At 65.4% G+C, this 22,792-nt stretch carries 10 protein-coding genes; 8 read left to right on the top strand and 2 right to left on the bottom strand.

Annotated elements, in window-relative coordinates; translation table 11 throughout:
* Nucleotides 1-294: 294 nt before the first annotated feature.
* From QTI66_RS23250 to QTI66_RS23230, 5 genes are read left to right on the top strand one after another with little or no spacing between them, the layout of a single operon-like run.
* The gene (locus QTI66_RS23250; protein WP_286562310.1) at nt 295-7,068 is read left to right on the top strand and encodes a polyketide synthase; all 6,774 of its coding nucleotides are present in this window, start codon (nt 295-297) and stop codon (nt 7,066-7,068) included.
* Complete coding sequence (locus QTI66_RS23245) at nt 7,014-12,035, top strand: non-ribosomal peptide synthetase (protein ID WP_286562309.1); 5,022 nt, start codon at nt 7,014-7,016, stop codon at nt 12,033-12,035. Before QTI66_RS23250 ends, QTI66_RS23245 begins: the two co-directional genes overlap by 55 nt.
* Nucleotides 12,036-12,064: 29 nt before the next feature.
* The gene (locus QTI66_RS23240; RefSeq protein WP_444815037.1) at nt 12,065-12,790 is read left to right on the top strand and encodes a 4'-phosphopantetheinyl transferase family protein; all 726 of its coding nucleotides are present in this window, start codon (nt 12,065-12,067) and stop codon (nt 12,788-12,790) included.
* Nucleotides 12,787-13,611, top strand: coding sequence for a serine aminopeptidase domain-containing protein (locus tag QTI66_RS23235; RefSeq protein WP_286562307.1), 825 nt, complete (start codon nt 12,787-12,789; stop codon nt 13,609-13,611). Before QTI66_RS23240 ends, QTI66_RS23235 begins: the two co-directional genes overlap by 4 nt.
* Nucleotides 13,598-14,608 (top strand): alpha/beta hydrolase family protein, encoded by a 1,011-nt coding sequence (locus tag QTI66_RS23230; RefSeq protein ID WP_286562306.1) that lies wholly within the window; start codon nt 13,598-13,600, stop codon nt 14,606-14,608. Before QTI66_RS23235 ends, QTI66_RS23230 begins: the two co-directional genes overlap by 14 nt.
* Before the next feature lie 50 nt (nt 14,609-14,658).
* On the opposite strand, the gene QTI66_RS23225 is transcribed toward QTI66_RS23230, so the two are convergent.
* Both QTI66_RS23225 and QTI66_RS23220 read right to left on the bottom strand, forming a co-directional pair.
* Entirely contained in the window at nt 14,659-17,847 is a 3,189-nt protein-coding gene (locus QTI66_RS23225; RefSeq protein WP_286562305.1) for an efflux RND transporter permease subunit, read from the bottom strand.
* On the bottom strand, nt 17,844-19,127 hold the full coding sequence (locus QTI66_RS23220; protein ID WP_286562304.1) for an efflux RND transporter periplasmic adaptor subunit: 1,284 nt from the start codon (nt 19,125-19,127) through the stop codon (nt 17,844-17,846). The genes QTI66_RS23225 and QTI66_RS23220 overlap by 4 nt, the downstream gene beginning before the upstream one ends.
* Nucleotides 19,128-19,334: 207 nt before the next feature.
* Here QTI66_RS23220 and QTI66_RS23215 point away from each other — a divergent pair, with 207 nt between their 5' ends.
* The 3 genes from QTI66_RS23215 (at nt 19,335) to QTI66_RS23205 (ending at nt 22,790) form a co-directional block, all read left to right on the top strand.
* Complete coding sequence (locus tag QTI66_RS23215) at nt 19,335-19,832, top strand: hypothetical protein (RefSeq protein WP_286562303.1); 498 nt, start codon at nt 19,335-19,337, stop codon at nt 19,830-19,832.
* A 163-nt stretch (nt 19,833-19,995) separates the two neighbouring features.
* Nucleotides 19,996-21,363 carry a tRNA (N6-isopentenyl adenosine(37)-C2)-methylthiotransferase MiaB gene (miaB, locus tag QTI66_RS23210; RefSeq protein WP_286562302.1) on the top strand — a complete coding sequence of 456 codons (1,368 nt, stop codon included), beginning with the start codon at nt 19,996-19,998 and terminating at the stop codon, nt 21,361-21,363.
* Nucleotides 21,363-22,790: a sensor histidine kinase gene (locus tag QTI66_RS23205; protein ID WP_286562301.1), complete on the top strand. Its 1,428-nt coding sequence runs from the start codon at nt 21,363-21,365 to the stop codon at nt 22,788-22,790. Before miaB ends, QTI66_RS23205 begins: the two co-directional genes overlap by 1 nt.
* Nucleotides 22,791-22,792: the final 2 nt, after the last annotated feature.

Below are 22,792 nucleotides of genomic sequence, written 5' to 3'. Positions count from 1 at the left end.
CTATCTCTGTCACCGTTTAGTATTCAATCCCGCGAAACTCACGCAGAATCATCCAAACCCCGTCCAGCAAGTGGTTTGTCAAATGATGAATCGCAACGAATTGCTTCGATTGTTGCTGTCAACAGATTGTGTCTATGCCTTTTGGGCAGCGCGTTTGGTGAATGGCGTTGGGTGAGACCAGAGGGCAATATGGACTGGACCGCGTAGGGAACGCGACATCAATTTCCCGCCGCGGCAGATACATCGTGTTGCGGCTGTTGTCCAAAGCGTACGTCGCAACCAGGGGTGCATGGCATGGAAAATCCGGCAATTCAATCCAAAAGTGACGATCGGGCGGTTTTTACCCCCATTCACCAGCGGATAGCGCAGCAGGCGGCCTCGCGGCCGGACGCGCCTGCCGTCACGTGCGACGGCGTGACGATCAGCTTCGGCGAGTTGGACCAGCGCGCCAACCGCATCGCACATCGCCTGCGCGCGGCCGGGGCGGGGCGCGACCAACTCGTGGCGGTCGGCATGGAGCGTTCCATCGACATGGTGGTCGCGTTGCTGGCGGTCCTGAAATCGGGCGCCGCTTACCTGCCCATCGACTTGGCCTACCCGCGGGCGCGTCTGGAGTTCGTCTTGGGCGATGCGCAGCCGGTGGCGATCCTGACATCGAGCGCTTCGCAGGCGGAACTGCCAGCGGTCGCGGCGCCGATCATCCTCATGGACGACGAAAGCCTTGCCGAAATGTCCGCGCAGGATACTGGCGACGCCGATCCGGCCTCGCTGGCCTACGTCATCTACACCTCCGGCTCGACCGGCACGCCCAAGGGTTGCCTGGTGACCCACGGCAACATGACGCGGCTCTTCGACGCCACGCATGCCTGGTTCGGCTTTGATTCCAGCGACGTGTGGACCTTCTTCCATTCGCATGCCTTCGATTTCTCGGTGTGGGAAATCTGGGGCGCCCTGGCCTACGGCGGTCGCGTGGTCGTCGTGCCGCAGGCCGTGACGCGCTCGCCTTCAGAGTTCCTGGATCTGCTGGTGCGCGAAGGCGTCACCGTGCTCAATCAAACGCCTTCGGCCTTCCGCACGCTGATCGATGCGGACGGCCAGCAACGTCGCCCTGCCGAAGACTTCCGCCTCAAGCACGTCATCTTCGGCGGCGAGGCGCTGGAACTGCAGATGCTGCGCCCCTGGTTCGACCGTCATGGCGACACGCAGCCGCGCTTGGTCAATATGTACGGCATCACAGAAACCACGGTGCACGTGACCTACCGGCCGATCGACGCCGCCGACGTCGCAGCCGGACGTGGCAGCGTCATCGGCAAGCCGATTCCCGACCTGCGCATCGACCTCGTCAGCGACACGCTGACGCCAGTGGCGGTGGGCGAGGCGGGCGAAATCATCGTCAGCGGTGGTGGCGTGAGCAATGGCTACCTGCGCCGGCCCGAACTCACGGCAGAGAGATTCATCGCCTGGACCGACCCGGCCAGCGGCCAGGTGCTGCGCGCCTACCGCTCGGGCGACCTGGCCCGGCGCCTGCCCGACGGCGATCTGGAATACATGGGTCGCATCGACCAGCAGGTAAAGATCCGCGGCTTTCGCATCGAGACCGGCGAGATCGAAAGCGAACTGCTGCACCACCCCAGCGTGCGAGGCTGTGCCGTGGTGGCACGGCAAGATGGCGGTACGGAGCCGCGCCTGGTGGCCTATGTGGTGCCGCAGGCCGATGCTTCCATCTCGGCGCTTGAACTGCGCTCGCATCTGGGCGACCGCATTCCGGCGTACATGGTCCCTTCCGCTTTCGTGGAAGTCGCCGCGCTGCCGATGACGGAAAACGGCAAGCTGGACCGCCGTGCCCTCCCCGCGCCGCCCCGCGTGCGGCCTGAACTGGCGCAGGCCTACGAGGAAGGCCGCACGCCCACCGAATTGCGCGTGTGTGCCGCCTTTGCCCGGGCATTGGGCATCGAGCAAGTCGGCCGACTCGACAACTTCTTCGATTTGGGCGGCGATTCGCTGCGCGTGCATCGCGTGCTGGCCGACCTGCAGGAAGGCAGTGCGCGCAAGCTGTCGGCCAATCTCTTTTTTCGCCAGCCGACGCCGCAGGCGCTGGCTGCAGCCACCGACGAAGAGGCGCCCCGCGCCGGCAACCAACCCGGTGCGCGCGCCGCATCGCAACCGGCGGACCAGCAAGAGCCCATCGCCCTCATCGCCATGGCCGGCCGCTTTCCCGGCGCCAACGATGTCGAAGGCTTCTGGAACAACCTGGTGGCCGGCCGTGAATCCATCACCTTCTTTGACGACACGACGCTCGATGCCGGCGTGAGCGCCGCCCTGCGCGCCGACCCGGCCTATGTGCGGGCCCGCGGCGTGATCGACGGCATCGAGGATTTCGACGCGGCCTTCTTCGGCATCAACCCGAAGGAAGCCGAACTCATGGATCCGCAGCAGCGCGTGTTTCTTGAAATCTGCTGGGAATGCCTGGAACGCGGTGGCTACGCACCCGACCGTTGCGAAGAGCCGGTGGGCGTGTACGGCGGCATGAACAACGCCACCTATTTCCAGAAGCACCTGTCCACACGGCCCGACCTAGTCGAGGCGGTGGGTGAGTTCCAGGTCATGCTGGCCAACGAGAAGGACTTCATTGCCACGCGCGTGGCGAACCGCATCAACCTGACGGGGCCGGCGGTGAGCATCCACACGGCTTGCTCCACGTCCCTGGTGGCGGTGCACGAAGCCTTTCACGCCCTGCGCACGGGCCAATGCACGATGGCACTGGCCGGTGGCGTGGCCATCAACTGCCCGCCGCGCAGTGGCTACATGTACCTGGAAGGCGCGATGCTGTCGCCGGACGGCCATACGCGCAGCTTCGACAAGAACGCGCAGGGCACCGTGTTTTGCGACGGTGCGGCGGTGGTGCTGCTCAAGCGCCTGTCCGACGCGCTGGCCGATGGCGACCCCATCTACGCCGTGCTGCGCGGCTCGGCCATCAACAACGACGGTGGCGCAAAGGCGAGCTTTACCGCGCCGAGCGTCGACGGCCAGAGCAAGGTGATCGGCGCGGCACTGGCCAGCGCCGGCGTGGACGCGCGCAGCATCTCCTACGTCGAAACGCACGGCACGGCCACGCCGATGGGCGATCCGGTGGAAATCGAGGCGCTCACCAAGGCCTACGCGCGGCACACCGCGGACACGGAGTTCTGCCGCATCGGCTCGGTCAAGAGCAATGTCGGTCACCTGATCATGGCGGCCGGCGCCACGGGCCTGATCAAGACGGCGCTCTCGCTGCACACCGGGCACATTCCGGCTTCCCTGCATTTCGAGGCGCCCAACCCGGCCATCGACTTTGCGTCCACGCCCTTCCGCGTGAACGACCGGCTTTCGCCGTGGCCGCGTTCGGATGCGCCACGCCGCGCCGGCGTGAGTTCCTTCGGCGTGGGTGGCACCAACGCGCACGTCATCGTGGAAGAAGCGCCCCTGCGCGCGCCATCGGATCCCGGCGTGGGCCTGCAGCTCCTGATGCTGTCCGCACGCAGCCCCGCAGCGCTGGCCGCCGCGAGCACGCGCCTGGCGGACCACCTCGAAGCCAATCCCGACATTTCACTTGCGGACGTGGCGCACACACTGCGCATCGGCCGCAAGCATTTCGCGCAGCGCGCCTGCGTCGTTGCCGACTCGGTGGCCTCAGCCGTCGAGGCACTGCGCAAGGCTGACTCGCCCGCGCGCACCGCGGGTGCGACAAGCGCGCGCCTGCCGCAACCCGTATTCGTGTTCCCCGGCCAAGGCGCGCAGTACGCCGGCATGGGGAAGTCCCTTTATGCCAGCGGCCGCGCACACCGTGCGGCGTTCGATGATTGCTTGCGTGGGTTCGAAGGCGTTCTCGACTTCGATCTGCGTGAGCGCATGTTCTCGCCCGACCCCGCGGCGCTGGCGCCAACTTCCGTCACCCAACCGGCCACGTTCACGCTGGAATATGTGCTGGCGAAGCATCTGCTGTCGCTGGGCATCAAACCGCAAGCCCTCATCGGCCACAGCGTGGGCGAGTTCGTCGCCGCAGTGCTCGCCGGCGTCATGAGCCTGCACGACGCCGCGCGCCTGGTGGCACGGCGCGGCGCGCTGATGCAAGCCTTGCCGGCTGGCGTGATGCTGTCGGTGCGGCTGCCCGCATCGGATCTGCTGCCGCGCCTGCCTGCCACCGTCTCGCTGGCCGCGGACAACGGCCCCACGGCCTGCGTGGCGGCGGGACCGGCCGATGAAATCGAAAAGCTGCGCGCTGTGCTCGAAGCCGACGGCGTGGTCGCCAAGGTGCTGCAAACCTCGCACGCCTTCCACTCTGCCATGATGGATCCGGCCGTGCCGGCCTTCGAAGCGCTGGTGCGCGACATCGAACTGAAAGCGCCGACGCTGCCGATCTATTCGACGCTCACCGGCCGCCTGCTCACCGACCAGGAAGCCACCGATCCGCACTACTGGGCCCGCCACCTGCGCGAGACCGTGCGCTTCTCGCCGGCGGTTCGCGAAGTGCTGGCCAAGCTTTCGAATCCGCTGTTCGTCGAACTCGGCCCGCGCAACACGCTTGCAACGCTGGTTCGCCAGCACGGGACGAAGGCGCAACCTGCCACGTCGCTCTCGTTGCTCGCCGATTCTCCCGCGGAAGAAGAACGCGCATCGCGCCTGGCTGCCGGACGCCTGTGGGCACTCGGCGCCGAGATCGACCTCGCACCGCTCGACCCACGCCTGCACAAGCTTCGGCTGTGCCTGCCAACCTATCCCTTCGAACGCAAGCGCCTGTGGGTGGAGATCGCCACCGCTGCCGCGCCTGCAACGGTGGCCGCCCCGGCCGTCGAAGCCCTGCCAGTTCCAACCTTGCCGACCCCCGCCATTCCGGAGCCGACCATGACCACCGCCACACCTGCCCGCCTCCCCTCGCTGACCTCGCGCCTGCGCGAATTGTTCGAGGACATCTCGGGCATCGACCTCGCCGAAGCCGAAGGCAGCATGCCCTTCGTCGAGATGGGCCTGGACTCGCTCACGCTCACGCAGGCTGCGCTTCAGGTGAAGAAGACATTCAAGGTCAACCTGAGCTTCCGCCAGTTGATGGAAACCTATCGCAGCTTTGATTCGCTTGGTGAGTTCCTGGATGCGACGCTCCCGCCCGAACCGGTGGCGGCGCCTGTGGCAGTGGCGGCGGTCGCACCCGTGGCCGTGGCTTCCCCCGTTGTCGCGCCGGTGGCCCAGCAGGCGGCTCCCGCCATGGTCGCGATGCCCGTGCCCACGATGACGGTGCCGGCCGGCGCGGGCACGTTGGTCCAGCAGGTCATCGCGCAACAAATGCAATTGATGCAGCAGCAACTCGCGCTGCTGTCCGGCGCGAGTGCACCGATGGCGGCGCCTGTTGCGACGCCGGTCGCGCAAGTCGCGACGGCCAGTGCGCCCGCAGTCATCCAGACGCCGGCCGCACCCGCGGTCACAACGCCGACTGCCGCACAGCAAACCGCCCCGGCAGACGCATCGGACGCACCGCAAGGCCCCATCAAGTACGACGTCAAGAAGGCCTTTGGCGCCATTGCCCGCATCCATACGCAGGCCAAGGAACCGACGGAGCGCCAGAAGGCGCGGCTCGCGGCGTTCATTCGCCGCTATGTGGAGCGCACGCGCAAGAGCAAGGAATTCACCGCCGCCAATCGCCCGCACATGGCGGATCCGCGCGTCGTCAACGGCTTCCGGCCGGCGACCAAGGAAATCGTCTACCAGGTGGTGGTCGAAAAATCCAAGGGCTCGCGCCTGTGGGACCTGGACGGCAACGAATATGTCGACGTGCTCAATGGCTTCGGCATGAACCTGTTCGGCTGGCAGCCCGACTTCATCAACGATGCCGTGCGCAAGCAGCTGGACCTGGGCTACGAGATCGGCCCGCAGCATCCACTGGCGGCCGAAGTCACGCAGCAGATCTGCGACCTCACGGGCTTCGATCGCGCAGCGCTGTGCAACACGGGCTCGGAATCGGTGATGGCCGCCATCCGCATCGCACGCACCGTCACGGGTCGCAACACCGTCGTGCTCTTCACCGGCTCCTACCACGGCACCTTCGACGAAGTGCTGGTGCGTGCCGGCCGCAACGCCAAGGGCATGTCGGCCGCGCCCGGCGTGATGCAAGGCATGTTCGGCGATGTTCGCGTGCTGGACTACGGCACGCCGGAGGCGCTGGAGTTCATTCGCTCGAATGCCGACGACCTGGCCGCGGTGCTGGTCGAACCGGTGCAGAGCCGTCGCCCCGACTTCCAGCCGCGCGAGTTCCTGCGCGAAGTGCGCGCCATCACCGAGAAGGCCGGCAGCTGCCTGATCTTCGACGAGGTCATCACGGGCTTTCGCTCGCACCTCGGCGGCGCGCAGGCGATCTTCGGCATTCGTGCAGACCTCGCCTGCTACGGTAAGGTGATTGGCGGCGGCTTCCCGGTCGGCGTCATCGCCGGCAAGCGCGAGTACATGGATTCCCTGGACGGCGGCGGCTGGCAATACGGCGACGATTCCATGCCGACCGTGGGCGTCACCTACTTCGCCGGCACCTTCGTTCGGCATCCGTTGGCGCTGTCCGCATGCAAGGTTTCGCTGGATCATTTGAAGCAAGCCGGTGATGCATTGCAAACAACTCTTAACCTGCATACGGCAGCCATGGCGGACGAGCTCACGGCCTTTTGCCGCGAAGTAGGCGCTCCCATAGAGATCCGGTATTTCTCCTCGCTTTGGCGCGTGACGTGGCTCGAGGACCACCCCCTGCAAGACCTGCTCTTTGCGATGATGCGAAGCCGAGGAGTCCACATCCTCGACAACTTCCCTTGCTTCATGACCACTGCCCACACACAACAAGACATCGCGCTGATCAAGTCGGCGTTCAAGGAGTCTGTGGCCGAGATGCAAGAGGCGGAATTCCTGCCACGCAATGTCCCGGCGTCGAACACCAGCATGGATGCATCGCGCCCGCCCTTGCCCAACGCGCGCCTTGGCCGCGACAAGGACGGACAGCCCGCGTGGTTCATCCCCGACCCCGCATCGCCAGGCAAGTTCAGGCGCGTCGAGGTATAAAAAAAGAGCCGATGAGAACTGCAGAACTCCCATCAATAACGCCCGAATTTGATCCTTTTGCCTGTGGTGCCATTGAACGCGTCATCGGTACGACCGAGGCGCAACGCGAGATCTGGCTCGCCGACAAGCTTTCACCCGAAGCTTCGTTGGCGTACAACGAATCCATCAGCCTGACGCTGCGCGGTGAACTTGATTTCGAGGCCTTGCAAACGGCCGTGAATCAAGTGGTCGCGCGCCATGAATCCCTGCGTGCGACCGTGGCCGCCGACGGCATGGAGCTCATGATCAACGAGCCCACGCCATTTGCACTCGCCAGGCACGATCTCGGCGCGCTGCAGCCAGCCGCTCGCGCCGAGGCCTTGGCGCGGGCGCGCACCGAATCCGTCGCGACGCGCTTCGACCTCGAGAACGGCCCGCTCTTTCGCGCAGCGCTTTACCGCTGCGAGCCGCAACAGCACGAGCTCCTGCTGACGACGCACCACATCGTTTGCGACGGGTGGTCCTGGGGCCTGGTGGTGGAAGACATCGGCCTGCTCTATGCACAGCAACTGGGTCTCGCACCGGAGCTGGATCCGCCGGCAACCTACGAGCAGTTTGTGCGCCAGGAAGGCGACCTGTCGCGTTCTGCTGAAGCGCAGGAGAACACGCGCTTCTGGCTGGACCGATTCGGTGGCCATGCGCCACTGACCGACCTGCCAACGGATCGTCCGCGTCCTGCGATGCGAACCTTCCAGGCCGATCGCCTGGACGTGATGCTGGACGGCGACCTCATCCAGAAAGTGCGCAAGCAGGGCGGGACTTGCGGCGCGAGCCTTTTTGCAACGCTCTTCGGCGCATTCGCCGGCACGCTGCACCGCCTGACGCAGCAAGGCGACCTGATCATCGGCGTGCCTTCCGCCGGGCAGGCCGTGAACGACATGCCGAACCTCGTCGGCCATTGCGTGAACCTCTTGCCGATCCACGTCAACGTCGATTCCAGCCTCTCCATGAAGGACCTGGTGCGGCAGTCGAGCACAACGCTGCTCGACGCCTTCGAGCACAACACGGTGACCTATGGCACCCTGCTGAAAAAGCTGGCGCTTCCACGAGATCCGAGCCGCCCGACGCTGGTCAGCGTCATGTTCAACCTCGATCGCGATGCAGCGATGTCCGCCAGCGCCTACCCGGGTCTGGAGGTCGACCTCAGCGTCAATCCGCGCCAGTTCGAGAACTTCGAGCTGTTCGTCAATTGCGCGCCGACGCCACAGGGCCTGCGGCTTGAGTGCCAGTACAACACCGGCCTCTTCGATGAATGCAGCGTGCGCCGTTGGCTGGAGATGTTCCAGACTGCACTCGAGCGTTTCGTCGCAGACGCGGGCATCAGCGTCACACAGGCGTTTGCACTGGGCGACGCCGACCGGAACCTGCTGGCCGCGTTCAATTCAACCGAAGCGCCGTACGACCGCGCGGCACGCATCGAATCGCTGATCGCCGATCAGGCAGCCGCCACCCCCGACGCCATCGCCATCGTGGCGGGCGCGCAGCAACTGAGCTATCGCGAACTGAACCAACGCGCCAACGCGCTCGCACTGGTGCTGCAAGAGCGCGGCGTGGGTGCTGGCGAGCTGGTGGGTCTTTGCTGCGCGCGCAGCGAACACATGCTCGTCGCGCTCGTGGGCATCCTGAAGGCGGGCGCCGGCTATGTGCCGCTGGATCCGTCCTTTCCGCAAGAGCGTCTGGCCTTCATGGCGCGGGATGCCGGACTTCGCGTGCTCGTCGCGGACGAGAGCACGCAAGCCTCCTGGGCGGACAAGCCGGTCGAAATCGTGCTCGCGGATGGCGTGGCGGCCACGAATGCGGCGCCTGTATCGCGCGGCACCGCCGAGGACGTGGCGTACGTCATCTACACCTCGGGCTCCACAGGACAGCCCAAGGGCGTGCGCGTGCCGCATCGCACGGTCGTCAACCTGCTGACCAGCCTGCGCAAGGCCCCCGGCATGGAGGCGAAGCACACCGTGCTCGCCGTCACAACGCTGTCCTTCGACATCGCGGTGTCGGAAGTGATCATGCCCTTGAGCGTTGGCGCACGCATCGTCGTCGCCGACAAGGCGCAAGCCTCCGACGGCGACAGGCTGCGCGAACTCGTCGAACGCGAAGGCGTCAACTTCATCGACGCGACGCCGTCGACGTGGCGCCTGCTGCTGGATGCCGGCTGGCCCGGCCGCCAGGACCTGGTGGCCATCTGCACCGGCGAGCCCCTTCCGCCCGATCTCGGCCGGAAGCTGCTGCATTGCGTAGGCGCCCTGTGGAACGGCTACGGGCCGACCGAAACCACCGTCTGGTCCAGCTTCCATCGCCTCGACTACGTCGACACCGTGGTTCCGATTGGCCGCCCTGTCGCCAACACCGCATTCCACGTGCTGGATGCGCAGTTGCAACCCTTGCCGGTCGGCGTGGTGGGCGAGCTCTATATTGCCGGTGCCGGCGTGACGCTGGGCTACCTCAATCGGCCGGACCTCACGGCCGAGCGCTTCCTGCCCGATCCGACATCTGCCGATGCACAGCAGCGTTGGTACAAGACCGGCGACCTGGGTCGCTGGCGCAAGGACGGCGTGCTCGAATGCCTTGGCCGTGCCGATCACCAGGTCAAGGTGCGCGGCTACCGCATCGAACTGGGCGAGATCGAATCGAACCTGGGCAAGCACCCCGGCGTGGCGCAGAGCCTGGTGATCACGCGCGAAGACGTGCCCGGCGATGTGCGCATCGTGGCCTACGTTGTGCCCCGCGGCGCCATGCCGGCCGCGTCGGATCTCAAGCGCCATCTCGCGGGCTTCCTGCCCGACTACATGGTGCCGGCGCACTTCGTCGAACTCGCCGCCGTGCCGCAGCTGCCCAATGGCAAGCTGGATCGCAAGTCGCTGCCACCGCCCGACGTGCGCGCCGCCTCGGCGGTAAGCACGGCCCGCATCGCACCGTCGAGCGCCATGGAGCGCCTCGTCGTGTCGCTGATGGAGAAAGTGCTCAATCTTCCAGAGCTCTCCATGGACGACGACTTCTTCGCGCTGGGCGGCCACTCGCTGCTGGCATCGCGACTGACCTCGCAACTCAGCCGTGCGCTGGACATGAAGGTGCCGCTGGGCTTGCTCTTCGAAGCACCCAGCGCACAGCGTCTCTCGGCTGCCATCGACCAGCTCAAGGAACGAGGAAACATCAAGTCCGGCGAAAACGTCGTTCGTCGCGCTCGCCAGGGCAGCGCGCCGCTCACGCCGATGCAGGAGCGCATTCGATTCCTCGAAGAGTTGCATCCGGGGCGGTCGGTCTACAACGTTCCTTCGGCCCATCGCCTGACAGGCCCGCTCGACCGGCAAGCGCTGGAAGCCACGCTACAGGAAATCGTTCGCCGTCAGCCGGCCCTGCGCAGCTACATGGGCGTCGACCCCGAAACCGGCGCACCGGCGCAACTGGTAAAGGAAACGCTCGACGTCGAGCTGCCTTTCGAAGACCTGCGCCACATTCCGCACGGCGAACGCGAAGCGGCATTGCGCGAACGCCTGCAAGCGGTGTCCGACGCGCCCATGGACATTCACCGCGGCCCGCTCTTTGTGCTGGCCTTGTATCAGCTGGCCGATGAGGAGCATGCGCTTGCCTTTGTTCCGCATCACCTGATCTGGGACGGCTGGTCGTTCGCCATTTTCCTGAGCGAGTTGTCGTCAATCTACGCCGCCCTCTCCAATGGCCGGCCGAGCCCCTTGCCTGAACTTGCCGTGACCTACGGCGACTACGCAAGTTGGTACAAGGGCTGGCTGTCAAGCGCAGACGCCACCACACAGTTGGGCTACTGGAAGCAGCGCTTTGCGAAGGCGCGGCCTTCGCCTTCGCCGCGCACCGACATGCCGCGCCGCGCGGGCATGACGGGCGAAGGGCGCAGCTACCTGATGCACATCGACAAGGCCACGACGGAGCGGTTGCGGGACATCTCGCGCGACCACAACGTGACGCTGAACATGCTCACGCTGGCCGTGCTGGTGCTGATGATGAGCCAGGCTACCGGCTCGCCTTCGGTCGTCATTGCAACGCCTGTCCGCGGACGCGAGGCGCCCGAACTCGAATCGGTCATGGGCTTCTTCAACAACCTGCTGCCCTTGCCCTTCGAGGTTGATGGCCAGCTCTCGCTCGGTCAATTCCTGGCCGGCATCAAGCGGGAAGTGGTGTCGTCGATGAACAGCCAGCAGGTTCCCTTTGAACGCCTTGCGTCCGAACCGGAGTTCACCCAGCGCGCGCAACGCAGCGCGATGTACCAGGCGATGTTCTCGTACCAGGACGCACGTGACCGCCCCCAGCAGGTGGGCGCACTGCGCCATCAGCAGATCCACCTGCTGCAAAGCGGCGCGACGGACGACTTGGGCGTGTGGCTCCTGGACAAGCCCAACGGCATCGAAGGCGCCTTCATGTACAACGCGGAAATCTACCTGCCCGAGACAGGTGAAGCGTTCCGTGACCGCTATGTGGAATTGCTGCACAAGCTTGCCGCGATGCCCGACGCAAAGCTCGACGTCCTTGCGGCCAACGACGATTCGCAAGCGGGAGCCCTGCTGCAACGATTGAATGCGAGCGACGTTCAGGCAACCGACGCCCAACTCCGACTGGCCGCTCAACGCGCCAACGCACGACAGCTCTTGCTGCCGGAGCAGGCCCGGCTCGCGCAGGTCTGGGCCGGCGTGCTGGGCATCGACGTCAATGAGATCCACGCGACGGACAACTTCTTCGACCTCGGCGGCGATTCACTGCTGGCCATGCGCGCGGTGCAACAGGCCGAGCAGTCCATGGGATTTCGCATCGAGGCACGGCGCTATCTTTTCGAGAGCCTGGCGCAACTGTCATCGAACGCCGGTGCAAAGGTCGAAGAATTGGCAACGGCAACGGTGCAAGACGAAACGGCGCCTCGCGGCCTTCTGGGACGCATGATGTCGGCGTTTGGTCGAAAATAAGTTAAACGGCCGGAGGGTTAGAAATCTTCGTGCAGCAACCGCAGCAAATTGCATCGGAGGCAGGTTGCGCATTGTGGTTGGTGGATCTGGACGCGCCAGTCGATGAACTGGATCGCGCCTGCTTGTCTGCCGATGAATGCGCACGTGCCGCCCGATTCATGTTCGCGACGCATCGCCATCGCTTTGTGACGGCGCGCTTGGCGCTGCGTCACGTACTCGCACAACACACGGGCTTGACGGCAGGGTCGTTACGCTTTGGCTACGGCGAGCACGGCAAGCCCGAACTGCTGGATGTGCCCGCCTGCCGCTTCAACATGAGCCACAGCGACGCGATCGGACTGATCGCCATTGGAGCTGACGCGCGTCCCGTGGGCGTCGATGTGGAAGTCGCACGGGACGTTCCAGACGCCATGGACATGGCCCAACAGTATTTCGATGCCCAGGAACTCGAGGCATTGGGCTCGCTTGCAAATGTTGCCCGCTCCCATGCATTCCTCGTCGGATGGACGCGAAAAGAAGCATGCCTGAAGGCACTGGGAACAGGTTTTGCCGCGGGGCCCATGCCTGCGACCGGAATCGTGAAGAATTGCCATACTGTTCGCTTCCCGTGGCCGGAGGCGAGTGAGATGATGGCCGACGTCCAATCGTTTGAACTCGCTTCAGTGAAAGCCATCGCCTCGATCGCTCTGCTGGCCGTTCCATCCGAACGATCGAGTGGCGCGCTCGCGCAACCCCCAACCGAAGCCACGCCATGACACCGATCAACTTTGGCCCTTCGCAGCGCCGCATGTTCGGCCTGTTCCATCCCGCCGAGGAGCGTCGCGTCACCAACGCGGCGGTGCTGCTGTGCTACCCCTTTGGCCACGAAGCCTTGCGCATTCACCGTTTCTATCGACTGATGGCCGAGCGCCTGTCGCGCCAGGGCGTCGCCGTGTTGCGCTTCGACTATCACGCCACAGGCGATTCACCCGGCGATGACGAACAGGGCGAGATGACCGGCTGGGCGCAAGACATCTGCGAGGCGCACCGGGAACTGTTGCGTCGCTCGGGCGCATCGCAAGTGACCTGGTTCGGCGCTCGGCTGGGCGCCAACCTGGCATTGGCAGCGGCACCCCAATCCATGCCGCGCGTCCAGAAGCTGGTGCTATGGGACGCCATTTTTGACGGCACCACCTACCTCAAGGAACTTCACCGCGCCCAAGTCGAAGAGCTGGAACTCAGCCACAACATTCCCGACCCCGCGTGGCGCAGCTCCCTCACGCGCGACACGAAAATCTTCGAAGGGGAATGCCTGGGCTTTGCCATCTCGCCGAAGTTGCGTCAGCAGATGGCCGGCCTCGACACGTCTTCCCCGGCGCAATTTGCTCCCAACCACATCAGCCTGATGGCTGACCCCGACGACGACGCAGCAAAGCGATGGGCATCGACCATTGGTGCCAAGCACGCAGGCGCAAAAATCGAATACGCTTCGTTCAAGCATCCGCTGATCTGGACCTCGAATCCGTTTGCCAACAATGAGATGGTTCCAGCTGAGGCCCTGCAAAAAATGATGGGGGAGCTCAATGGAAAGCAATGAAACACCACTGACCTTCGGGCCGGACGGCACGCTTGTCGGCGTCCTGACGCAACCGGTGAACACGCCCACCAGTTCCGTGGGCTGCCTGCTGCTCAACGTCGGCGTGAATCCACGCATGGGTCCGCGCCGCATCAACGTCAAGGCCGCGCGCGAGCTGGCTTCGGTCGGCATTCCGTCGCTGCGCATCGACCTTTCGGGCGTTGGGGACAGTCGCGCCTCCGGTGGCCGCGCGGACTTTCGCACGCAGGCCCTGCTGGACATGCAGGCGGCCATCGACCAGTTGCAGGCTTCCACAGGCCTTCGGCAATTCATTGTGTTCGGCATTTGCTCGGGCGCCGCCAACGGCATGGCGTTGACCCTGGCCGACCCGCGCATCGTGGGGCTGGCCAAGTTCGACGGCTACATCTTCCTGACGAAGGCGGTGCGCCTCGAGCGAAAGATTCGCCGGCTCCTGGCTTTTCCCTTCAACCCGTCGATCCGCCGGAGCTTCCGTGGCTGGGTGGACTGGACGGAGTGGGCTTCCAATCCGCTGGATGCAGCGGCGCGCCAGAAGGTGCTGAGTCGGTTCGCGGGACGCGCAGCACCCCAGTCAACCGAGGAAACCGGGATCTTCGAAGACGGATCGCCGGAATACGAAGCCGCTGATTTCACACGCGACATGACCAAGCTGGTCGATCGCGGCGTCGATATGTACCTCATGTATTCAGCCACGCTGCATTCGGTCGACCACAACCGCGATCTGCTGAAGGGATTGGGCAATCCGCCCTTCCTGCAGCGTATTCGCTACAAGTTCTGGCCGGATGTCGACCACACCATCACCACGCTCGCGGCGCAACGCAAGTTGCTGGACGAGGTGCGAAAGTGGGCGGTCGAGGTCGCGGCCAAGCAACCTCGGGACGCAGCCGCAGGCGCCACCGAACGCCGGACTGCGACTCCCGGCACGCCGGCGCAACCGTTGGCAGCCGAACACCGCATCGACGCGCGACTGGCGGCCTGATTACCCCTCGCTGACAACGAACGGGCCTTCAGCAGTGGCCCGCTTGCCATTCACGCCTGGGCCGAAGCAACCTTGTGCTCAGGCGCTGCGCCGGGCAGCGTCTGCAGCGGCCCGCTGCCGCTGTAGCGATCCAGCGCAAGGTAGATCGCCGGCGTGATGTAGAGCGTGATGACCTGCGAAAAGATCAAGCCCCCCACCACCGCAACACCCAGCGGTTGGCGCAGTTCCGCGCCAGCGCCCAGCCCCAATGCCAGCGGCAAGGCACCCATCAGGGCCGCGAGCGTGGTCATCAGGATCGGGCGGAAGCGCAACCGGCAGGCCTCGCGGATCGCGTCGACCGGGGCGAGGTTCTGCGTGCGCTGCGCGTCGAGGGCGAAGTCGATCATCATGATCGCGTTCTTCTTCACGATGCCGATCAGGAGCAGGATGCCGATGGTGGCGATCAACGTGAGATCGAAGCCAAACAGCTTCAGCGACAGCAAGGCGCCAATGGCTGCGGAAGGCAAGCCCGCAAGGATCGTGATCGGATGGATGTAGCTCTCATAGAGCACGCCCAGCAACACGTAGATGACCAGCACCGCGATGATCAGCAGCGCCGCCTGGCTCCCCTGCGAACTCTGGAACACGGCCGCATCGCCGCCGTAGCTCGAGATGATCGAGGCGGGCATCTTCAGCTCCGCCGTGAAACGGTCGATCTTGGCCGTGGCGTCGCCCAGCGGCACATTGGGCGCGAGGTTGAAGGACACCGTCACCGCCTGCAGCTGGCCCTGATGGTTGACGGCCGTCGGCCCGACGGTTCGCTTGACGGTCGCAAACGCGGACAGCGGCACCAGCGCACCCGCCTTGTTGCGCACCGACAGGCGCGCCATGTCTTCCTCGAACTGACGATCGCTGTCGGCCGCTGCAAGGATCACCTGATAGGTGTTGCTGGCGCCATAGATGCTGCCGATCTGCCGGTCGCCATAGGCGTTGTAGAGAGCGGTACGCAAGTCGCCGATGGCCACGCCCAGCACGCCGGCCTTGTCGCGGTCGATGTCCAGCGTGGCCTGCAGGCCGCGGTTCTGCGAATCGCTCGTCACGTCGCGGAAGGCCGGATCGGTGCGCATGCGTTCCATGAGCTTGCCGGCCCAATCGCTCAGGGCGCCGGCGCTCACGCTCTGCAGCGAATATTGGTAGCGCGCCTTGCTGGCGCGGCCGCCCAGGCGAAGGTTCTGCGTCGGCTGCATGTAGACGGCGATGCCGGGGATGTCGCGGAAGCGCTTGCGCAAGCCTTCGAGCACTTGCGTCATCGGCTGGCGCTCGCTGCGCGGCTTGAGCACGGCAAACATCCGCCCGGTGTTCTGCGTCGAGGCGGCGCCGCCCACGCCAATGAAGGAGTTGACGTCCTGCACGTTCGGGTCGGCCTGAATTGCCTGCGCCACGCGCTCCTGCAGCGCCGCCATCGCGACAAAGGAGATGTCTTCCGACGCCTCGGTGGTGATCTGGATCTGCCCGATGTCTTCCTCGGGGAAGAAGCCCTTGGGGATGGTGATGGACAACCACGCCGTGAGCACGAAGGTGGCGCCCGCGAGCAACAGCATCAGCCCACGATGGCGCAGCGTCCAGTCGAGCGAATGCAGGTACGACGCGTGCACCCAGCGGTAGCCGCGCTCGAAGGCCCGACCCACCGCAGTGCCGGGTTCCGGGTGCTGCTCTTCGTGGTCCAGATGCGCCAAGGCTTCGCCGCTTGCGGGCTCGTCGCCGGCAGTTTCCGCCCGCGGCGTGTGTTTCAGCAAGCGGCTGGCCAGCATTGGCACGAGCGTGAGCGAAACGATGGCCGACACCAGCACCGCCAGCGCCACCACCACCGCGAATTCGTGGAACAGCAAGCCGATGACGCCCGGCATGAAAAAGATCGGGATGAACACCGCCACCAGCGAAATGGAGATCGACACGATGGTGAAACCCACTTCGCGCGCGCCCCGCAAAGCCGCCGCCATGGGCTCCATGCCCTTTTCGACGTAGCGCATGATGTTTTCCAGCACCACGATCGCGTCGTCCACCACCAGCCCGACCGCCAGGGTGATGCCCAGCAGCGACACGTTGTCCAGGCTGTAGCCAAAGGCGTAGAGCAAGGCCACCGCGCCGATGAGCGAGATGGGAATCGTCGCCGCGGGAATGAGCGTGGCCACCAGGCGATGCAGGAAAAGAAAGATCACCATCACCACCAGCGCGATCGTCCCGAGCAGCGTGAGTTGCACATCGTGCACGGCCGCGCGAATCGACAGCGACCGGTCGTTGACCAGGTGCATCTCGACCGACTGCGGCAACTGCTGCTGGAAGCGGGGCATGAGTGCGCGCACCGCATCCACCACCTGCACCGTGTTCGCATTGGGCTGGCGCTGCACCGCCAGCGTGACCGAGGCCTTGCCGTTGTAGCTGCTGCCGGTCTTGACGGATTCGTAGCTGTCCTCGACCGTGGCCACCTCGTCAAGCCGCACCGGCGCGCCATTGCGCTGTCCGACGATCACCTTGGTGAAAGCCTCGGCATTGAGCATTTGCTGGTTGGCCTGGATGGTCAAGGTCTGGCGCGGACCGTCGAGCACGCCCACCGGCGTGTTGGCGTTGGCCATGCGAACGGCGTTGGCCAGTTCGTCCAGCGTGATGTTGCGCGCGTTGAGCAAATCGGCATTGGCCTTGATGCGCACCGCGAAGCGCTTTTGCCCGAACACCGCCACCTGCGCCACGCCGTCGATGGTCGACAGCGTGGGCGAGACCAGGTTTTCGGCATAGTCGTTGAGCTCGGACGGCGTCATCGAGTCCGAAATCATCGCGATGAGCAGCACCGGCGCATCGGCGGGATTCACCTTGCGGTAGGAAGGCAGCTGCGTCAGCTCGGCCGGCAACTGGCGCTGGGCCCGCAACAGGGCAGCCTGCACGTCCACGGCCGCTGCATCGATGTCGCGGCTGCTCACGAATTCCAGCGTGATCGAGGTATTGCCCTGCGTGTTGACCGAACTGATCGTCGACAGGCCGGGGATGGTGGAGAACTGCTTTTCCAGCGGCAGCGCCACCGACGAGGCCATGGTGTCGGGACTCGCGCCCGGCAACTGCGCCGACACGTTGATGACCGGCGTGTTGTAGCTCGGCAGCGCCGCGACGGGAATGCTGAAGTAGGCAAAGATGCCGATGACCACCACCGCGGCAGACAGCAGCACCGTCATCGCAGGACGACGGATGCACAGCTCGGAGATGTTCATGTCTGCTCCCGAACTTTCGAGGGGGCGACCTTGTCCGGCGTCGCGATGGCGGCGTTGGGGCCGGTGGGGACGGCGGCCGGAGAGGGGCCCGCCGGACCTGCAGGCGCCGACGGTGCCGACGCGGGATCGATGCGCACCTTGCCGCCCGGCCGCACGTTCTGCTTGCCCTCAACGACGATCTGCTCTCCCGGCTCCAGCCCCTTCACGGCCACTTGCGAGCCGAAGGAATGGAGGGTCTGCACCTTGCGGCGGGCGGCGTTTCGCTCGGCGTCCACGACGTAGACCGAGCTGCCATCGGCCAGCATCATGATGGCCGCCGCGGGGATCACCGTGGCGTCCTTGAGGGTGCGCACCGTGACGTGCGTTTCCACGAACTGGCCGGGCCACAGGCTTTGGTCCGCATTCTCGAAGACGGCCTTGGCGCGGACCGTGCCGATTTGCGGATCGACCGTGTTGTCCACGAAGTTGAGCGCGCCGGTCACCGGCTTGCGGCCCTGCACGATGGCCTCGACCTTCGTGTTGGTGCGCGCAGCGGCCAGCAGATCCTGCAAGTGGCCTTCCGGCACCGGGAAACTCACGGCGATCGGATCGAGCTGCGTGATGGTGACCAGCGAGGTCGTCGGCTGCACGAGGCTGCCCGGGTAGATCGCGACGGTGCCGATGCGTCCGGCAATCGGCGCACGCAAGGTTGCATAGCCCAGCGCCACCTGCGCCGACTGGACGGCGGCGCGGTCGGCCGCCACGGCGGCGCGCTGCGCGTCGAGCTGCGACAGGGTGGAATCGGCGGCGCTCTTCGAAATGAAGTTCTGCGCCACGAGCTCCTGGCTGCGCTTGTACTGGCGATCCAGATCGGCCAGCGTGGCTTCATCCTTGAGTTGTTGCGCACGGGCCTTGGCCAGATTGGCCTGGTCAGGCCGGTCATCCAGCGTGAACAGCAACTGGCCGGCCTTGACGAACTGCCCCTCCTTCACATGCACTTCGCGCACGGTGTTGGTCACCAGCGGCCGCAAGTCGACGCTGTTGAGCGACACCACGCTGCCGTTGACCTGTACGGTAACGGGCACGTCCTGCCGCACGGCCGGCGCAAGCGTCACCAGGGCGGATGCCGCGGCGCCCGTCGCCGAACCATTGCCCGCTCCGCTGGCAGAACCGTTGGCCGCGCCTTGGGAGCTACTCGCCCCTGTTGCGGCTTGCCGCGCCGAAGATCCGCTCCACCACCAGCCCGCCGCGGCTGCAACAACGAGCACGCCCAGCAGGGGCAGGACAACTTTTTTCTTCATGGAGCAAAAACAACAGTGGGGACGACGGAACGCAGTATTGTGAGGACACTTGTAACCAGCGGAAACTATTGGACCAGCGAACCCCCCAGAAGGTCCATAGCTTCCGCAAAGAAATGTAAAGCGCTGTGCAGCGCGGCACGTGGGCCAATTGGCCGCCGGACGCGGGTGCACCGTTAAAATCGGCTGTTCAGCCTCTGGATATACCCCATGAATCGCTGCGTCAAGTTTCCTTCAAAAAACCTTCCCTCTATAGCTGTCGGCTACGCACTGCTCGTCTCCTCGGCCCTGTGGCTCCACGCGCCTGCGCAGGCGCAGGATCAATCCATCCAGACCCAGAACGAAGCGGCCGTTGGCGGTCGCAACTTCCCGGTGGGCACGCTGCGCGGCCAGATCACCTTCGTCAACGCCCAACAGGTCCTGCTCGACGGCCAGCCGGCGCGCCTGTCGCCCGGCTCGCGCGTCCAGAGCGCGCAGCGCATGCTCGTGATGCCGGCGGCGCTGGTGGGCCAAACCTACGTCGTGAACTACATGAAAGACACGATGGGGCTGGTGAGCAGCGTCTGGCTCCTGTCGACTGACGAGGCGCGGACCGAGCGCCAGAGCGCGGAGCGGCCCTTTTTCAATTTCTGGCCTTTCGTGGCCAACACCGGACCGCGCGACGACGGGAACACGCCCTTCGACCAATTGCCGCGCTACGGCCAGTAAGAACTGCACGTGAGCGGGTCGCCCGCCACGCTTGAGACCCATTCGATGCGACATTCCGGCAAAGTGCCGGTGTCGCTCTTTTTCCTTTGACGGGCAGGACCCGGACGGCGTTTGCGATGACCGCAACACCCGTTCGCCCCGCCATCCCCCTGACGGGCACACCATGAGCAAGAAAGTCTTCATCAAAACCTTCGGCTGCCAGATGAACGAGTACGACTCGGACAAGATGGCCGACGTACTGAACGCCGCGCAAGGCTACGAGCCCACGCAAGACGTGGACGAGGCCGACCTGATCCTCTTCAACACCTGTTCGGTGCGCGAAAAAGCCCAGGAAAAGGTCTTCTCCGACCTCGGCCGCGTGAAGCATCTCAAGGCCAAGGGCGTGCTGATCGGCGTGGGCGGTTGCGTGGCCAGCCAGGAAGGAGACGCCATCATCAAGCGCGCGCCCTATGTCGACGTGGTGTTCGGCCCGCAGACCCTGCACCGCCTGCCGGAACTGCTCGCGCAGCGCAGCCGCCAGGACCGCCCGCAGGTGGACATCAGCTTTCCCGAGATCGAGAAGTTCGACCATCTGCCACCGGCACGTGTCGAAGGCGCGACCGCTTTCGTTTCCATCATGGAAGGCTGCTCCAAGTACTGCAGCTATTGCGTGGTGCCCTACACCCGCGGCGAGGAAGTGAACCGTCCGCTCGACGACGTGCTCGTCGAAGTCGCCGGCCTGGCCGACCAGGGGGTGCGCGAGATCACGCTGCTCGGCCAGAACGTGAACGCCTACCGCGGCAAGATGGGCGACACCGCCGAGATCGCCGACTTCGCGCTGCTCATCGAATACATCGCCGAGATCCCGGGCATCGAGCGCATCCGCTACACGACGAGCCACCCGAACGAGTTCACCCCCCGGCTGATCGAGGCCTATGCCCGTGTGCCGCAACTGGTGAACCACCTGCACCTGCCGGTGCAGCACGGCAGCGACCGCATCCTGATGGCGATGAAGCGCGGCTACACCGCCATGGAATACAAGAGCACGATCCGCAAGCTGCGCGCGATCCGGCCCGACATGGCGCTGTCGAGCGACTTCATCGTCGGCTTCCCCGGCGAGACCGACGACGACTTCGCGCGGATGATGAAGCTCATCGACGACGTGGGCTTCGACGCCAGCTTCAGCTTCATCTTCAGCCCGCGCCCCGGCACGCCGGCCGCGGCGCTGCATGACGAAACGCCGCATGACGTGAAACTGGCGCGCCTGCACCAGCTGCAGCGGGTCATTGACGGCAACGTCAAGCGCATCGGCGAAAGCCGGGTGGGCACCATCCAGCGCGTGCTGGTGGAAGGCGCCTCGCGCAAGGACGCCAACGAGCTGATGGGCCGCACCGAGTGCAACCGTGTCGTCAACTTCGAAGGCGACCCGCGGCTGGTGGGCCAGATGATCGACCTGCGCATCACCCGCTCGCTGGCGTACACGCTGCGCGGCGAAGTGCCCACGCGCGAACCGGCGGCCTTCGGGGAACAACAAGTTCCGCTCGCCGCCTGATGGCGCCGCTCAAATCCTCGCGCGGCTCGTTCCAGCAGCTGCTGCTTTTTGCGTTCCTGCTGATCACCGCCCTGCTGGTGGGCGTGGCGCTGCGCTCGGTGTTTCAGTACGACGCGCTCATGGCACAAAGCCGCGACGCGGCCGCACGGGCGCTGACCCTGTCCGGCGCCGCCCAGACGCTGGCCGAACGCAGCGCCGCCATGGAGCGTGCCGGTCGCCAGTCGCTGGTGCTCAACGACGCCGTGCTGCGCCGCCGTTTCGACGACGCGGCGCGTGACGCGCACGGGGTGGTCGACCGGCTCGTGGACAACGGCCTGCTCGCAGCGCCCGCCGATGCGTGGCGCACCCAGATCGCCTCCATCGAGGGCCTGATGAGCGGCCCGCAGGAAACCGCCCTCGCGCGCGAAAGCGAAATGGCCCTGCAGTTCCGCGATCTCGACGCGCTCAACACCAACGTCGCGCAGCAGGCGCAGATGCTCATCGAGACGCAGAACAAGGAGCTGGCCGAGCGCATTGAAAGCGCCCGCACGCGCCTGATGCGCCAGGTGCTTGCCGCCAGCGGCCTGGCGGTGTCGCTGGCGCTGGCCTTCGGCGTGTGGCTGGCACGCCCGTTCAAGCGCCTGGAGCGCGCCATCATCGGCCTGGGCGAAAACCGGCTCGACGAAGTCATCGACATCCGCGGCCCGGCCGACGTGCGGCGGGTGTCGCAGCAGCTCGAATGGCTACGCCTGCGCCTGACCGAGCTCGACGCCGACAAGGCGCGCTTCTTGCGACACGTCTCGCATGAACTCAAGACGCCCCTGGCCGCGCTGCGCGAAGGTGTTTCATTGCTGGAAGACGGCGTGACAGGCGCACTGAATCCGGCACAGCGCGAGGTCGCCCAGATCCTGCAACAGAACACCGTCACGCTGCAAAGCCAGATCGAAGCCCTGCTGCGCTTCAACGCGGCCGCCTTCGAGGCGCGGCAGCTGCGGCGCGAACGCACCACCCTGCTCCCGCTGGTCGAAGAGCAGATCTACGCGCAGCGGCTGCAATGGCAGGCCCAGGGCCTGTCCGTCAAGGCCGAAGGCGAAGACATCAACGTCACGATCGATCCCACGAAAGTGGGCACCGCAATCGCCAACCTGCTGTCCAACGCGATCCGCTTTTCGGAGCGCGGCGGCACCATCTCGGTCAAGGTGTCGAGCGCGCCCGGCGTGGCGCGCATCGACGTCGCCGACGCTGGCCCCGGCATTGCGCAGAACGATCGCGAACGCATCTTCGAGCCCTTCTTTCGCGGTGAACGGCAACCGGTTCATGCGGTCAAGGGAACGGGTATCGGTCTTTCGATCGTGCAGGAGTACATTGCAGCTCATGGCGGCAGTGTCGAACTGCTGGCCGACGGTCCAGGCGCCCATTTCCGGATCGAACTGCCGCGCACCGCCTGACC

It is taken from the genome of Variovorax brevis (genome assembly GCF_030317105.1).
In the GTDB taxonomy this organism is placed as follows: domain Bacteria; phylum Pseudomonadota; class Gammaproteobacteria; order Burkholderiales; family Burkholderiaceae_C; genus Variovorax; species Variovorax brevis.
The sequence above is the reverse complement of the archived record's forward strand: the minus strand, read 5'-3'. Positions and strand labels throughout refer to the sequence as shown.

Bases quoted from the DNA above. Each gene is read 5' to 3' on its own strand.
- QTI66_RS23250 (WP_286562310.1), top strand. From the start codon at position 295: ATGGAAAATCCGGCAATTCAATCCAAAAGTGACGATCGGGCGGTTTTT.
- QTI66_RS23235 (WP_286562307.1), top strand. From the start codon at position 12,787: ATGACACCGATCAACTTTGGCCCTTCGCAGCGCCGCATGTTCGGCCTG.
- QTI66_RS23230 (WP_286562306.1), top strand. From the start codon at position 13,598: ATGGAAAGCAATGAAACACCACTGACCTTCGGGCCGGACGGCACGCTT.
- QTI66_RS23225 (WP_286562305.1), bottom strand. From the start codon at position 17,847: ATGAACATCTCCGAGCTGTGCATCCGTCGTCCTGCGATGACGGTGCTG.
- QTI66_RS23220 (WP_286562304.1), bottom strand. From the start codon at position 19,127: ATGAAGAAAAAAGTTGTCCTGCCCCTGCTGGGCGTGCTCGTTGTTGCA.
- QTI66_RS23215 (WP_286562303.1), top strand. From the start codon at position 19,335: ATGAATCGCTGCGTCAAGTTTCCTTCAAAAAACCTTCCCTCTATAGCT.
- miaB (WP_286562302.1), top strand. From the start codon at position 19,996: ATGAGCAAGAAAGTCTTCATCAAAACCTTCGGCTGCCAGATGAACGAG.
- QTI66_RS23205 (WP_286562301.1), top strand. From the start codon at position 21,363: ATGGCGCCGCTCAAATCCTCGCGCGGCTCGTTCCAGCAGCTGCTGCTT.